This window comes from Kitasatospora sp. NPDC001132 (genome assembly GCF_053598415.1).
In genome coordinates, this window is sequence record NZ_JBSFKF010000001.1 from 363,523 (window position 1) to 378,539 (window position 15,017).

The following is a 15,017-nucleotide window of genomic DNA, read 5'->3' on the forward strand; positions in this document are numbered from 1 at the left end:
CGGAAGCGCGGACACGCCCTCGATCCGGTGGGTTGCGGCGCCTCCGGGGCGCGTGGCGGCCAGGGTAGCGGTTGTGATCAACATTCGAATTCGCACTGCCGCCAGCGCAGTTGCCCTCGCCTGTGCCGTCGTCCTCACCCCCGGGAGCCTCGCCGTCGCGGCCCCCGCGGCCCCCGCGGCCACCGCCGGTGCCGCGCCGTTCCGCTGCCTCGACCCCAGCGGGAAGGCGCTCTGGAGCGGCCCCCAGTGCGACGGACTCATCGTCCGCGAACTCGGCACCAAGGCCGTCGCCATCGTCCTGGACGGCCGCCGGATCGACTTCACCGACGAGGCCGAACTGCGCGCCGACGACTGCGCCACCCGGCCGGCCCTCACCCTCCCGCCCGGCAGCCTCCGGAGCATCCCGGAAGGTCCGGACCCGCTCTACGCCGCCGTGGACCGCCAGGTGGACGTACCCCGCATCACCCCCGCACCGCACTGGCGCAAGGACTGCCACCCGCTCTTCCGCTCCGACGGCCGCGATCCGTCCGTCATCTTCGAGCAGGGCTTCGCCGCGAAGGACACCGTCAACGGCCAGTACGACATCACCAGTTACGTCCTGCAGAACCAGCCCTCGCCGTTCGTCAGCACCACCTACGACGCCGCGCTCTACAAGAAGTGGAAGAAGGTGCCCTGGGACTACTTCATCGACGCCCCCGGCGGCATCGTCGTCAACGAGACCATCGGTGACCAGCACCAGTACGCCGACCAGGTGGAGGTCGCGTTCCCCGGCGGCGTGGACCGGCACTTCATCCGCCGGGCCTGCCCGGTCGACCGGGCCACCGCCTCGCTGGTCGAGTCCGGCTGCGTGGACAACCCCAACTACCAGCCCTGGCTGCACTGACCGCAGGGTGCCCGTGTGTATCCACCGGAGCCGAGCAGTACGTCCGCGCGGCCATCAAGATCAGCGACCATCACATGGAGCTGCTTTGACCGTCACCTCCCCCGAGTTCGTGGTCGGCCTGGCGGCCACTTCGCGCGCCGCGCCGCCTGACGCCAGCCATACGATCTCCACATGAGCGATCAGCACCCGGTCGGTGAAGAGCTGACGACCGTTCGACTGTCTTTGCGGCGCCCGACCACGGGCGACATCGACGCCATCTTTGCGATCCACAACGATCCTGCCACCTGTGTCCACAACCCCTCAGATGCGCTTGCTCAGCGTCACGAAGCCCAGGAGCTCTACCAACGCTGGAATGACCAGTGGCAACGCTTCGGCTACGGATACTGGGTCGTCCGACATCATGAAGCACCTCGCCAACTGGGCTTCTGCGGAGTAAAACCAATGAACCTGGCGGGGATGGAGATCCTCAATCTCTTCTACCGCTTCGACGCCGCTACTTGGGGCCAAGGCTTGGCCAGTGAGGCTGCAGCGGCCGTTGTCGCTTGGACAGCTCAGCAGGTTCCGGACCTGCCACTGATCGCCCGAGTTCGCCCGGCCAACGTCGCTTCCCAGCGCGTGGCGCTTCGTGTCGGCCTGAGTCGAGCAGCACATCTTGACGGACCTGGCTACGACGGCTTCGACTGGATCTTCGCTACGAATCTGCCTGACGGTCACGAACCGCGATAGCCGTCCAACGTTCGAGCAGAGCCACCAGTTGTCACATCGGCGTCGCCTGGTTCAGCCCTTGACGGTGGCGAGCCAGTCGGTCAGCAGGCTGTTGACTTCGTCCGGGCGTTCCTGCTGGACCCAGTGGCCGCAGCCCTCCAGGAGGTGGGAGGCGGACAGGGCGGGAAGAGTGGTGGGGTAGGCGTCGATGGCGTCGGCCATCCAGGTGGTGGAGGCGTCCAGTGCGCCGCCGATGAACAAGGCGGGCTGTTCGATCGGGGCTCCGCGGTAGGGGGCGAGGTCTTCCCAGTCGCGGTCCATGTTGCGGTAGCGGTTGAGCGCGCCGGTCAGGCCGGTGCGCTCGAACTCCCCGGCGTAGACGTCGAGGTCGTCCTTGCCCAGCCAGGCCGGGAGGACCCCGCTGGGGAAGCGGTCGCGCAGTCGGCCACCTCCGCGGGCGACGAAGTGGGGGTCGGGCTCCCCTCGGGCAGGCATGGTGTCGGCGGACAGGGCCGCGTAGAAGCCCGCGAGCCAGCCCCGGACATCGGGCTCGATCTCCGCCTCGGCGCGGCCGGGCTCCTGGAAGTAGGAGACGTAGAACTCCTGCTCGGGGCCGCCGATCCGGTCGCCGGGCTTCGGCCGTCACCCGGGGGCGGTTGGGTCGTTGGTCCGGACGTGCTGCTCCGTGAGCGCCCGCCGTAGCAGCGGGGCGGCAGCGGAAGTCGGAAACGGCCTGGAGGAGTTCGCGGTGTCCACCGTCACCAATCCGTTCACCGGGGCGTACACGCCGGTGGCCGAGGAAGTCACCGCGTTCGACCTGCCGGTCACGGGGACGCTGCCGCCCGAGCTCAACGGTCGGTACCTGCGCAACGGGCCCAACGGGATGCGGGCGGAGGACCGCCGGCCGCGGCACCTGTTCGGCGGGTACGCCATGGTGCACGGGGTGCGGCTGCTCGACGGGCGGGCCCGGTGGTACCGCAACCGGATGGTGCGCAGCGCCGCCGTGGCCGAGGCCCTGGGGGAGCGGCCGCGCTCCGGCGCCGTGCCGCGGATCGCCGACGTCGCGCCCAACACCCACGTCATCGGGCACGCGGACCGCACCTTCGCGCTGGTCGAGGGCGGCTTCCGCCCGTACGAACTCTCCTACGAGATCGAGACGGTGGGCGCGAGCGACTTCTGCGGCACGTTGCCCGAGGGGTTCGCCGCCCACCCCAAGTTGGACCCGGTCACCGGCGAGCTGCACGCCGTCACCTGGCAGCGGGACGGCGAGACGCTGCGCCACCTGGTGGTCTCCCCGCAGGGCGCCGTCGTCCGCGCCGTGGACGTCCCGGTGCCGCACCGGCCGGTGGTCCACGACATGGCGCTGACCAGGAACTTCGCCGTCGTCCTCGACCTCTCGGTGAGCCTCAGCCTGCCCGACAACCGGGCGCGCAGGACCTATCCGGCGGTCTGGGACGAGAGCCGCGGCGCGCGGATCGGGCTGCTGCCCCGCAACGGCACCGAGGTCGCCTGGTACGAGGTCGGGCCCTGCTTCGTCTTCCACACGCTCAACGCCCACGAGGACGGCCACCGGGTCGTCATCGACGTCGTCCGCTACCCGCGGATGTTCGTCGGCGGCGCGCTGCACGGCCAGAGCAGCCCCACCCTGGACCGCTGGACCGTCGACACCGTCTCCGGCAAGGTCACCGAGACCCGCCTGGACGACCGCCCGCAGGAGTTCCCGGCGGTCAGCCCCGCGGTGGTGGGCGGCGCCCACCGCTACGGCTACTCCACCGTGACCACCGACCTGCTGGGCCACCTGGCCCGCCCGGTCGGCCTCGGCGCACTGCCCCCGGAGGCCGTCGGAGACGCGCTGATCAAGCACGACCTGCGGCGGAACTCCAGCGTGGTGCGGCGGTTCGGCGTCGGCAGCTACGCCGGCGAGGTCTCCTTCGTCCCGAGGCAGGGTGCCCGCGACGAGGACGACGGTTACCTGCTGGTCTACGTCCACGACCCCGAGCGGGGCGCGAGCGACCTGGTCGTCCTCTCCGCCGAGGACTTCACCGGCGCGCCGCTCGCCACCGTCCACCTGCCGGTGCGGGTGCCGGCCGGCTTCCACGGCAGCTGGATCCCCGACCCCGTCCGGGAGGGATGAGGGGCGCTCCGGTCGTCTGTTTTTCGCCTGCATTGCCTGTCTTCTGGCGGTGCATTACCTCGACATTACGTCTATGGCGAAGCATTTCGGCCAACTTGTTGCCGTACGGGTGACGCGTTCTCAACAAAGCTGGCACTGTACCGTCCCATCACCGCAGAGACCCTTGCGGTCGCACGCGTACCGCCCGACGCGGCGAATCACGTCGGACACCGTTCCACCCGTTCGAACCACCAGCTCTACCGGGCGGCACCACCCTCGGCCGCCCGGCTGACTCCGGCCGCCCCAACCCGGCCGTCGCAGAAGGAGTTCAGTGTGACTCGATCCCCCAGGAAGACCACTGCCGCAGGCGCGTTGATAGCCGGCGCCGCGATGATCGTGGCTGCTCTGACGTCCGGTGTCGCCATCGCCGACGAGACCCCCGCCGAGGCCCCCGCCGAGGTCCAGGCCATCGCCGGCGCGCTGCCGGTGCAGCTGTCGCCGGAGCAGCGCGGCGAGTTGCTGGCTTCGGCGGACGCGGCGCTGGCGGAGACCACCAGGTCACTGAACCTGGGCTCGAAGGAGGCACTGATCGTCAAGGGCGTCACCAAGGACGCCGACGGCACCCTGCACACCCGCTACGAGCGGACCTTCGACGGACTGCCGGTCCTCGGCGGCGACCTGGTCGTCCACACCGCCGCGGACGGCTCCACGAAGGGCGTCACCAAGGCCACCGAGGCGGACATCGCCGTCGACACCACCGCGAAGGAGAGCGCCGACTCGGCGAAGGGCCTCGCGCTCGACAGCGCCGGGAGCGCGAAGGTCGCGGAGCCGGCGGCCGACGACGCCCGCAAGGTGGTCTGGGCCGCGTCCGGCACCCCGCGACTCGCGTGGGAGACGATCGTGACGGGCACGCAGGAGGACGGCACGCCGTCCGAGCTGCACGTCATCACCGACGCGAACTCCGGCAAGAAGATCTTCGAGTACCAGGGCGTCGAGACCGGCGTCGGCAACAGCAAGTACTCCGGCCAGGTCACCATCGGCACCTCGGCGGCCGGCGGTGGCTTCGCGATGACCGACAACACCCGCGGCGGCCACAGCACCTACGACCTGAACGGCACCACCGGCTCCACCAAGAAGCTGTTCACCAACCCGACCGACACCTGGGGCGACGGCACCGTCGCCAACCGGCAGACCGCCGCCGTGGACGCCGCCTACGGCGCCCAACTCACCTGGGACTACTACAAGAACGTCCACGGCCGCAACGGCATCAAGGACGACGGCGTCGGCGCCTACACCCGGGTCCACTACGGCAAGAACTACGTCAACGCGTTCTGGTCCGACAGCTGCTTCTGCATGACGTACGGCGACGGCGCGGGCAACGTCAAGCCGCTGACCTCCATCGACGTCGGCGCCCACGAGATGACCCACGGCGTCACCTCCGCCACCGCGGGCCTGATCTACAGCGGCGAGTCCGGCGGCCTGAACGAGGCCACCTCCGACATCATGGCCGCCGCCATCGAGTTCTGGGCGGGCAACTCCGAGGACCAGGGCGACTACCTGGTCGGCGAGAAGATCGACATCAGGGGCGACGGCACCCCGCTGCGCTACATGGACAAGCCCTCCAAGGACAGCCGCTCCAGGGACTACTGGTCGGCGGACCTCGGCTCCGTCGACGTCCACTACTCCTCCGGCCCGGCCAACCACTGGTTCTACCTGGCCTCCGAGGGCAGCGGCGCCAAGACCGTCAACGGCGTGGCCTACGACTCCCCGACCTCCGACGGCCTGCCGGTGACCGCCATCGGCCGGGACGCGGCCGCCAAGATCTGGTACCGGGCACTCACCACCTACATGACCTCGTCGACCAACTACGCGGCGGCCCGCACCGCCACCCTCCAGGCCGCCGCCGACCTGTACGGGCAGACCAGCGCGACCTACATGAACACCGCCAACGCCTGGGCGGCCATCAACGTCGGCCCGCGCGTCGTCGACGGCCTCCTGATGGACCCCGTCGCCGGCCAGATCACCGCGATCGGCGCCTCCGCCGATCTCCAGATCAAGGCCGTCAACTTCAACCCCGGCATCGTCACCTACCACGCGACCGGCCTCCCCGAGGGCCTGACGCTCCACCCGGTCACCGGCCGCGTCACCGGCGTCCCGGCCCGTACCGGCACGTACACGGTCACCGTCACCGCCAAGGCCTCCCACCACAGCAGCCTTGCGACGACGTTCACCTGGAAGGTCTCCCGGGGCATCTACACGAACTCCACCCCCCTGCCGATCCCGGACGGGGGCCCGGCGGTCTTCTCGGACATCGTCGTCGACCGGATCCCGGGCCAGGCGCCGAGTGACCTCAAGGTGGCCGTGGACATCAAGCACACCTGGCGCGGTGACCTGGTCATCGACCTGGTCGGCCCGGACGGCACGGTGTACTCGCTGAAGAAGGGCAACCTCGGCGACTCGGCCGACAACGTCATCGAGACCTACACCGTGGACGCCTCCGCCCAGCCCGCCAACGGCACCTGGCGGCTCCGGGTGCAGGACACGTACCGCAGCGACTCGGGCCACCTCGACGGCTGGAAGCTCATCTTCTGACCGCGTCCGCACTGAGCGCTGAGCACTGAGCGCTGAGTACTGTCCACTGAGCTGATCCGGTCGGCGAAGGCACCCACTCCGCCGGCCGGATCACCTCGGAAGGAGGGGCCGTGGCGGCGGACGGGCGGCGTCATCCCCACGGGACCGATGGGCCGGTCTCGTAGCCGACTTGCGGGATCCCGCAACGGGACGGAGCCGGACCGGTGGCCGGGCCGGGCGCGGGGGGCGGGCCGCGTAGATTGCCGGGCATGACGACCTCCGAACCGCTCAGCCCGGTCTCCCGCACCGCCCTGTCCGTCGCCCGGGTGCGGGCGTACGAGAGCTCCCGTCCCGACCCGCTCTTCGTCGACCCGTACGCCGCCGCGTTCGTCACCGCCGCCGGCCTCGAACCGGCCCCCACCCGCCCGGAGAGCGCACTCGCCAGGGCCCTCGTCGCCCACGGCATCCTGCGGACCCGCTTCTACGACGACCGGCTGCTCGCCGCCGGCGCCGATCAGGTCGTGCTGCTGGCGGCGGGCCTGGACACCCGGGCGTACCGGCTGGACTGGCCCGCCGGCACCCGGGTGTTCGAGATCGACCTGGCCCCGGTGCTGGCCTTCAAGGCGCAGGTCCTGGACGGGCTCGACGCCGTGCCGCGCGCGGAGCGCACCGCCCTGCCCGCCGACCTCCTGGACGCGCGGTGGCCCGAGCGGCTGGTCGCGGCCGGGTTCGACCCGGCGAGGCGCTCGGTCTGGCTCGCCGAGGGCCTGCTGGTCTACCTCACGGCCGAGGAGGCGGCCGCACTGCTCACGGCCGTGACCGGGACGGCGGCCCCGGGCAGCCGGCTGCTGGTGGAGCAGGGCGGGGACCTGAGCCGCGTGCCGCACGACCCGGCGCTCGCCCGGCTGACCGGGCTGTGGCGGGGCGGGCTCGGCCCGGGCACCGACGGGTGGCTCGACGGGCACGGTTGGACCACCGGGATCACCCCGCTCGTCCGGATCGGGGAGGCCTACGGGCGCCCGCTCCCGGACCTCTCCGGCACGAGGGCCTTCATCGAGGCGCAGCGGCGCACCGCGGACTGACGTCCCGGCAGGCCGCACCGGACCCGATGCCCGTCCGGTCACACCGGACGAGCCGGCCGCGGCGGCCAGGTGTCCGGCGCCAGGACGCCGGTGGCGTACGCCCGGGCGACCAGGGCGGTGCGGTTGGGGACGCGCCAGCGCCGGGTGAGCCGGGTCAGGTGGTAGTTGACCCCGTCGGGGGTGACCCCGATCTCCCGGGCGATCTGCGCCGTGGTGTCGCCCCGGGCCGCCGCGGCCAGGATCCGGGCCTCGACCGGGCTGACCTCGGCCTGCGGGCCGGGCGGAGCGGCCGCGCCCGCAGGCGCCGCCTGCAGCGACAGCAGCATGCTCGGGGTCTGCTCCGGAGTGTCGCCGACCAGGGCGACGGTCATCTCTCCGTACCGCTCGCGGCCGTCCACGGGCGTCCAGGAGACCCGCGCCGGGTACTGCGAGCGCCGGTGCAGCCGGACGGCCTCGGCGAGCGCCTCCAGGGTGCCGGCGTCCCGCAGGGTGAAGAACTCCAGGATCCTACGGTTGCGCAACTGTCCTGGCAATCGGCCGAATTCGGCCGCCATCGCACGGTTGACGATCAGGATCTTCCCGCCGAACTCGCACATCGCGATCGGCAGCGGCATGTGGTCCAGCAGCCGCAGTGCCCGGTTGCGCCAGATCACCGCCGCCTCTCGCGGGTCGTCCGGCACCGGGCCGCAGCCCTCGGTCGTCCTCATTGGTGGTTCTCCTTTCCCGGGGCCATGACTGACGGTCCGTGGGCAAGCCCGCGACACCCCCGGGTACTACACAATCATGTAGTGATCGGGGCCTGGCCTCCCGCCCGATGGGCGCACAGTGGTGGAAGCAGAAAGTTTCCTGCCGTGGGAGGGGCACAGCGATGACCGAGACCGTGGAGACCGTGGAGAGCACGACCGAGGACGAGCGGGGAGGCGGGGCCGCGGCCCGGGCCGTCCCCCTGGTGGACGTCTCGTCGATGCCGCCGGTCGCCGCCCCGGTGCTGCGCATCATGGAACTGGCCAGAGAGCACGGCCCGGCGTACGTCCAGCGGCTGTACGGCCGGGACCTCCTGGTCGTCAGCGGCCTGGAGCTGGTCGAGGAACTGGCCGACGAGGCCCGCTTCACCAAGTCGATCAGTCCGACGCTGGAGCTGGTCCGGCTGTTCACCGGCGACGGCCTGTTCACCGCCTACAACGACGAGCCCAACTGGGCCCGGGCGCACGACATCCTGATGCCGGCCTTCGCGCTCGGCTCGATCCGCACCTACCACCCGGTGATGCTGAGGGTGGCCCGCCGGCTGCTCGACTCCTGGGACCGCCGGGAGGCCGCCGGGCTGCCGGTGGACGTGCCCGGCGACATGACCCGGATGACCCTGGACACCATCGGACTGGCCGGCTTCGGCTTCGACTTCGGGTCGTTCGAGCGGGACGAGCCGCACCCCTTCGTCGAGGCCATGGTGCGCTGCCTGGACTGGGCGATGACCAAGCTGACCCGGGACCCGGACGCCGACCACCGCGAGCGCGACGAGGCGTTCCGGGCCGACGCCGCCTACCTGGCCGGCGTGGTGGACGAGGTGATCGCCGCCCGCGCCGGGGAGGACGTCCAGGGCCCGGCCGAGGACCTGCTCGGCCTGATGCTCGGCGCGGTCCGGCCCTCGGACGGCTCCCGGCTGGACGCCGAGAACATCCGCAACCAGGTGATCACCTTCCTGATCGCCGGCCACGAGACCACCTCCGGCGCGCTCTCCTTCGCGCTGTACTACCTGCTCAAGAATCCGGTCGTGCTGCGCCAGGTGCAGCGCGAGGTGGACGAGCTGTGGGGCGACCGGACCGATCCGGAGCCCTCCTACGAGGACGTCGGACGGCTGCGTCACACCCGCCAGGTGCTCAACGAGGCGCTGCGGCTGTGGCCGACGGCGCCCGCGTTCAACCGGGAGGCCCGCGAGGACACCCTGCTCGGCGGCCGCATCCCGCTGCGGGCCGGGCAGACGGTGGTCGTCACCACGCCGATGCTGCACCGCGACCCGGCGTGGGGCGACAACCCGGAGCTGTTCGACCCGTCCAGGTTCGACCCCGAGCGGGAGGAGGGCCGCTCCCCGCACGCCTTCAAGCCCTTCGGAACCGGCGAACGCGCCTGCATCGGACGGCAGTTCGCGCTGCACGAGGCCGTCATGCTGCTCGGCATGGTGGTCCACCGCTACCGGCTGATCGACCACGCCGACTACCGGCTGAGCATCAAGCAGACGCTCACCATCAAGCCCGACGGGTTCACCCTCGGCCTCGCCCGGCGCACCCCCGCCCCGGCCCCCGTCTCCGCCTCCTCCGCCGCTTCCCCCCTCGCCACCGGCGCGCCGGCCACCGGCCTCCCCGGGCGGGTCCGCCAGGGCACCGGGCTGCTGCTCCTGCACGGCTCCAACTACGGCGCCTCCCGGGAGCTCACCCGGCAGCTCGCGGAGGCCGCCGCCGACCTCGGCTGCGAGACCGCGGTCGCCCCGCTGGACGCGTACGCGGACGGGCTGCCCACCGACCGGCCGGTGGTGATCACCGCCGCCTCCTACAACGGGCAGCCGACGGACGACGCGGCCCGGTTCTTCCGCCGCCTCCAGGGCGACCCGGAGTCCGGCGAGAGCCCTGCGGCCGACGGCGTCGAGTACGCGGTCCTCGGCATCGGCGACCGCACCTACGCCGCGACCTACCAGCGCGTCCCGGCGCTGATCGACGACCGGCTCGCCGCGCTCGGCGGCACCCGGCTGCTGGCCCGCGCCGAGGCCGACGCCTCGGGCGACCTGGCCGGCACCGTACGGCAGTTCACCGAGGCGCTGTGCGAGACCCTGCTGGCGCGCTACGGGGACGCCGACGCACCCGCCGCGGCGCAGCCGGAGGCCGCCTACTCGGTGACCGAGGTGACCGGCGGCCCGCTGGCGGCGCTGGCCGCCCGGCACGACATGGCGGAGCTGACCGTCACCGCCGTCGGAAGCCTGACCGACCCGGCCTACCACCGGGTCAAGCGGCTGGTGCGGCTGGCCCTGCCGGAGGGCGCCGAATACCGGACGGCGGACCACCTCACCGTGCTCCCGGCCAACGACCCGGCGCTGGTGGAGCGCGCCGCCAAGCTGTTCGGCGCCGCCCCGGACACGGTGCTGTCGGTCGTGGCGCACCGGCGCACCGGCCTGGCCGTCGACCGTCCGCTGACGGTGCGCGAGCTGCTCACCCGCCACGTCGAGCTGCAGGACCGCCCGAGTGCCGAGCAGCGCGCCGCGCTGGCCGCGCTCAACCCCTGCCCGCCCGAGCAGGCCGCCCTGCGGGCGGTGCCCGAGGACGACCCGCGCACCCTGCTGGACCTGATCGAGGACCACCCGGCGCTGCAGGAGCGGCTCACCTGGCCGGTGCTGCTGGAGCTGCTGCCGCCGATGCGGTCGCGGCACTACTCGATCTCCTCCTCGCCCGCCGGCGACCCGCGCCAGGTGGAGCTGATGGTCTCGGTGCTCAGCGGGCCGGCCCGCTCGGGCCGGGGCACCTTCCGCGGCTGCGGCTCCGGCTACCTCGAGCGGGTGGCCGTCGGCGACACCGTGCTGGCCCGGGTCCGGCCCTGCCGGGAGGCGTTCCGGATCGGCCACCGCACCCCGGTGGTGATGATCGCGGCCGGCACCGGCCTGGCGCCGTTCCGGGGTGCCGTCGCCGACCGCCGGGCGCTGCTCGCCGAGGGCGCCGACCTCGCCCCGGCGCTGCTGTACTTCGGCTGCGACGACGAGGCGGCGGACTACCTGCACCGCGGCGAGCTGGAGACCGCCGAGCGGGCCGGGGCGGTCTCGCTGCGGCCAGTGTTCAGCGAGCGGCCCCGGCACGGGCGGCGTTTCGTGCAGGACCGGATCGCCGCCGAGGCGGCCGAGGTGTGGGAACTGCTGGAAGTCGGCGCCGAGGTGTACGTGTGCGGCGACGGCGCCCGGATGGCGCCGGGCGTCCGGGAGGCCTTCCGGACGCTGTACCGGGAGCGCACCCCGGGCGCCGACGAGCAGCGCGCCCAGGCCTGGCTGCAGGGGCTGATCGAGGCCGGTCGGTACGTCGAGGACGTGTACGCGGGCTGACCGGCCGCCCCCGGACAGGCCTGTGGGCCCACCGCACCCGGTGCGGTGGGCCCACAGGCGTCGGGTCAGTACACGCTGACCTGGTACGCGGAGAGCGCCGCGTTGACGGGCTGGTAGAAGGTCGTCCCGCCCGAGGTGCAGTTGCCGCTGCCGCCCGAGGTGAGGCCGAGCGCCTTGGTGCCGTCGAACAGCGGGCCGCCCGAGTCGCCGGACTCGGCGCAGACGTTGGTCTGGATCAGACCGCTGACGATGCTGCCGTCGGAGTAGCGCACGGTGGCGTTGAGGCCGGTGACGGTGCCGCCGTGGGTGCCGGTGGTCGAGCCGGTGCGCTTGACCGCCTCGCCGACGAAGGCGTTCGGGGCGGAGGTGAAGCCGCCGGGGTTGCTGAGGGCGCTGTTGTCGTAGCGGACCAGCGCGTAGTCGTGGCCGGGGAAGGTCGAGCTGATGGTCGGGCCGATCCGGGTGGTGTGGTTGAGATCGGTGTACCAGTCGGAGGCGACGTTGCCGCAGTGCCCGGCGGTGAGGAAGTAGTGGGTGCTGCCGCTCACCACGTTGAAGCCGAGCGAGCAGCGGTACTGGCCGCCGTAGATGGCGTCGCCGGCGGCGAACAGCGGGGCGAACACGCCGGGGACGCGGTGGACGTCGACGGTGGGCGCGTCGGGTCCGACGGCGCTCATCAGCTTGGCCAGCGCGAGCGGGGTGACGGTGCTGTCGGCGGTCACCACGACGCGTCCGGCGGTCTCGTCGACGTACCAGGCGGTGCCGTTGACCTCGGCTTTCAGGATGGTGTCGCTGATCGCCGAGAGCTGTTCCGGCTTGGCGGTGCCGACGGGACCGGTGGCGGCGGCGACCGGCGTGGCGACCGCCGTGGCGGTGAGCAGGCCGAGGGCCGCGGCGAGCAGGCGGAAGCGGCGCGTGGTGCCGGTGCGGGCGGTGGTGCGCATGGTCCTCACCGATGTCCTCCTGAAGGGGTGACGGCCCTGAGGGTTGGGGCCGTGAAGCGCGGTCAGGCGGTGGGCGGACCCCGGCCGGTGCTCTCCGGAAGCACGACGGATGATCTGCTCCTGACAGGCGCTGACCGGAAGTATGAGGAAACGGACCGTTCGGTACAAGCTTTCTGATGGGGTGTCGGCGGACCCGCGGGCCCCGGGGTGACCTCGCGGATCCGCCGTTCGGAGGCCCCTACCGAGCGGGCACCGGCTCGGGGCCGATGAGCCGCCGACCCCGGTGGAGGGCGTGCAGCGAGAGCGCGCAGATCACCCCGAGGGCGCACAGCGCCAGCCAGGGGAGCGCGGCCAGCCCGGCCGCGCGGGCGGCGTCCAGGGCCGCGCCGGTCAGCAGGTTCCCCACGGTGATGCCGATCCCGCAGACGGTGTTGTAGAGCCCGTAGTGGGTGGCGACCAGGCGGTCCCCGGAGAGTCGGACCACGGTGTCCATCTCGAACGGGTAGGCCAGCATCGTGCCCAGGGCCAGCAGGAACGCGGCCAGCGCCGGCGGCCCGGCGGCCAGCGCCCAGCGCCCGGGGCCGGCGCCGGGGACGGGCAGCGCCGAGGCGGCGAGCAGCGGCAGGAACGCCGAGCCCATCACGGCCACCCCCGCGACCAGGGCGGTGCCCGGCGCGATCCGGGCCCGGCACCAGGCCGTCACCCGGGTCTGGAGCACGATCGTGCCCAGCCCGGACACCACGAACAGCACCGCCGTCGCCACCGTCCCGCCGGTGCCGTCGCCGCCCAGCCGGCGGACCTCCAGCGGCAGCGCCAGGTACACCTGGAAGGACAGCACGTACGAGCCGGTCATCGCGCCCGCGAAGAGCAGGAACGGGCGGTTGGCCAGCACCCCGCGCCACTGCGCGAGGACACCCGTGCGCTCCGGGCCCCCGGCCGGCCCGTCGCCCCGGCGGGCCGGCAGCGAACGGATCTGCACCGCGCTGAGCCCCGCGAACACCCCGGCCGCGACCAGGCAGGTGGAGCGGAAGTCCACCGCGGTCAGCGCCATGCCCACCAGCGGGCCGAGCAGGATGCCCGCCTGGTAGAAGACGTTGAACAGCGCGAACGCGGCGACCCGCTGCTCGCCCGCGTCCCGTGCCAGGTACGCCCGGACGGCCGGGTTGAACAGCGCCCCGGCCAGGCCGGTGGCCGCCGAGGCCGCGACCAGGGCGGGCAGCGAGGAGGAGAGGCCGAGCGCGGCGAAGCCGGCGGTGCGCAGCAGGCAGCCCGCCACGATCAGCGGCTTGTAGCCGAACCGGTCGGCCAGCGTGCCGCCGACCAGGAACATGCCCTGCTGGGTGAAGTTGCGCACCCCGAGCACCAGCCCGACCGTCCAGCCGGCCAGGCCCAGGCCCCCGGACAGGTGGGCGGCCAGGTAGGGCATCAGCATGTAGAAGCCCAGGTTGATGGTGAACTGGTTGACCATCAGCAGCCGGACGCTGCGCTCGTGGCCGCGGAACTGGGCGGTCAGCTCCCTCACTCGGCACCGCCGCGGGTGCTCGCCAGGGTCAGCGGGTCGACCACCTTGGCGCAGCGGGTCCAGCGGGTCACCTCCCGTTCGTCCGGCCGGGCGAGTTCGTCCGGTTCGTCGGCCGGCGGGCGGTCGAGCAGGTCGTGCGCGGCGCCGTACTCGTCGTCGTAGACGGTGCCGAGGTAGCGCTGCGGCCCGTCCGGGAAGACCGCCGCGATCCGGGTGCCGGCCGGCTGGGTGCGGGCCAGCCAGCCGGCCACCAGGGCGACCGCGCCGACGCTCCAGCCGCCGGTGGCGTAGTGCGAGGCGGCCAGCCGGCGGCAGGTCCAGACGGCCTCGGCCGGAGCGACCCAGTGGACCTCGTCGAAGGTCTCGTAGGCGACGTTGCGCGGGTAGATGCTGGAGCCGAGGCCGCGCATCAGCCGGGTGCGGGCGGGCTGGCCGAAGATCGTGGAGCCGACGGTGTCCACCCCGACCACCCGCAGGCCCGGGTAGAGCTGACGCAGCACCCGGGAGGTGCCGGCCGAGTGCCCGCCGGTGCCGACGCTGCACACCAGGACGTCCAGGTGGCCCAGCTGGGCGGCGAGTTCGAGCGCCAGCGGGGTGTAGGCGGTGGTGTTGTCGGGGTTGTTGTACTGGTCGGGGCACCACGAGCCGGGGTGGCGGGCCAGCAGCTCGGCCACCCGGTTGCGCCGGGCCTGCTGCCAGCCGCCGCTCGGGTGCGGGCTGGCGACCGTCCGCACCTCGGCGCCGTACGCGGTGAGCAGCCTGGTCATGGCCGGCTCCAGACCGGGATCGGTGACCAGCGTGACCGGGTGCCGGTACACCATGCCGGCCAGCGCGAGGCCCAGGCCCAGGGTGCCGCTGGTGGACTCCACGATCCGGCCGCCCGGGACCAACTCGCCCCGGGCCCTCGCGCGTTGGACCATGTGCAGGGCCGGGCGGTCCTTGATGCCGCCGGGGTTGAAGCCCTCCAGCTTGGCCCAGAAGCCGCGGCCCGCCGGGGCGAGCGGCTCGCCGATCCGCAGGACCGGGGTGTTGCCGACCAGGCCGCCGAGGGCCGGGTGGTCGTCCGTGTGATGGGTGAGGGACGTCATGTCTCGTCTCCTGTCGGGAGGTTGGCGGAAGTTCGAC

10 protein-coding genes and 1 pseudogene are annotated in these 15,017 nt (G+C 72.7%); 6 read left to right on the plus strand and 5 right to left on the minus strand.

Features of this window, described 5'->3' with window-relative positions:
- Positions 1 to 73: 73 nt before the first annotated feature.
- On the plus strand, positions 74 to 883 hold the full coding sequence (locus ACWDBE_RS01390; RefSeq protein WP_449806814.1) for an ADP-ribosyltransferase: 810 nt from the start codon (positions 74 to 76) through the stop codon (positions 881 to 883).
- A 171-nt stretch (positions 884 to 1,054) separates the two neighbouring features.
- Complete coding sequence (locus ACWDBE_RS01395; protein ID WP_449806815.1) at positions 1,055 to 1,609, plus strand: GNAT family N-acetyltransferase; 555 nt, start codon at positions 1,055 to 1,057, stop codon at positions 1,607 to 1,609.
- A gap of 51 nt (positions 1,610 to 1,660) precedes the next feature.
- Here ACWDBE_RS01395 and ACWDBE_RS01400 read toward each other — a convergent pair.
- Positions 1,661 to 2,215 (minus strand): annotated as a pseudogene (locus ACWDBE_RS01400) (alpha/beta fold hydrolase); the annotation flags it as partial.
- Between the two features lie 121 nt (positions 2,216 to 2,336).
- Here ACWDBE_RS01400 and ACWDBE_RS01405 point away from each other — a divergent pair.
- The 3 genes from ACWDBE_RS01405 to ACWDBE_RS01415 all read left to right on the plus strand — a co-directional run bounded on the left by ACWDBE_RS01405 (position 2,337) and on the right by ACWDBE_RS01415 (position 7,354).
- On the plus strand, positions 2,337 to 3,722 hold the full coding sequence (locus ACWDBE_RS01405; RefSeq protein ID WP_449806816.1) for a carotenoid oxygenase family protein: 1,386 nt from the start codon (positions 2,337 to 2,339) through the stop codon (positions 3,720 to 3,722).
- Positions 3,723 to 4,091: 369 nt separating this feature from the next.
- A complete protein-coding gene (locus ACWDBE_RS01410) occupies positions 4,092 to 6,293 on the plus strand; it encodes a M4 family metallopeptidase (RefSeq protein ID WP_449806984.1) in 2,202 nt (733 codons plus the stop codon).
- Positions 6,294 to 6,541: 248 nt separating this feature from the next.
- Positions 6,542 to 7,354 (plus strand): SAM-dependent methyltransferase, encoded by an 813-nt coding sequence (locus ACWDBE_RS01415; protein ID WP_449806817.1) that lies wholly within the window; start codon positions 6,542 to 6,544, stop codon positions 7,352 to 7,354.
- Between the two features lie 38 nt (positions 7,355 to 7,392).
- On the opposite strand, the gene ACWDBE_RS01420 is transcribed toward ACWDBE_RS01415, so the two are convergent.
- Positions 7,393 to 8,061: a helix-turn-helix transcriptional regulator gene (locus ACWDBE_RS01420; protein WP_449806818.1), complete on the minus strand. Its 669-nt coding sequence runs from the start codon at positions 8,059 to 8,061 to the stop codon at positions 7,393 to 7,395.
- Positions 8,062 to 8,222: 161 nt separating this feature from the next.
- Between ACWDBE_RS01420 and ACWDBE_RS01425 the strand changes: the two genes are divergently transcribed.
- Complete coding sequence (locus tag ACWDBE_RS01425) at positions 8,223 to 11,426, plus strand: cytochrome P450 (RefSeq protein ID WP_449806819.1); 3,204 nt, start codon at positions 8,223 to 8,225, stop codon at positions 11,424 to 11,426.
- A gap of 65 nt (positions 11,427 to 11,491) precedes the next feature.
- On the opposite strand, the gene ACWDBE_RS01430 is transcribed toward ACWDBE_RS01425, so the two are convergent.
- The 3 genes from ACWDBE_RS01430 to ACWDBE_RS01440 all read right to left on the minus strand — a co-directional run bounded on the left by ACWDBE_RS01430 (position 11,492) and on the right by ACWDBE_RS01440 (position 14,980).
- The gene (locus tag ACWDBE_RS01430; RefSeq protein WP_449806820.1) at positions 11,492 to 12,379 is read right to left on the minus strand and encodes a S1 family peptidase; all 888 of its coding nucleotides are present in this window, start codon (positions 12,377 to 12,379) and stop codon (positions 11,492 to 11,494) included.
- 229 nt (positions 12,380 to 12,608) lie between these two features.
- A complete protein-coding gene (locus tag ACWDBE_RS01435; RefSeq protein ID WP_449806985.1) occupies positions 12,609 to 13,838 on the minus strand; it encodes an MFS transporter in 1,230 nt (409 codons plus the stop codon).
- A gap of 50 nt (positions 13,839 to 13,888) precedes the next feature.
- Positions 13,889 to 14,980, minus strand: a complete 1,092-nt coding sequence (locus ACWDBE_RS01440; protein ID WP_449806821.1) for a PLP-dependent cysteine synthase family protein — start codon at positions 14,978 to 14,980, stop codon at positions 13,889 to 13,891.
- Between the last annotated feature and the right edge of the window lie 37 nt (positions 14,981 to 15,017).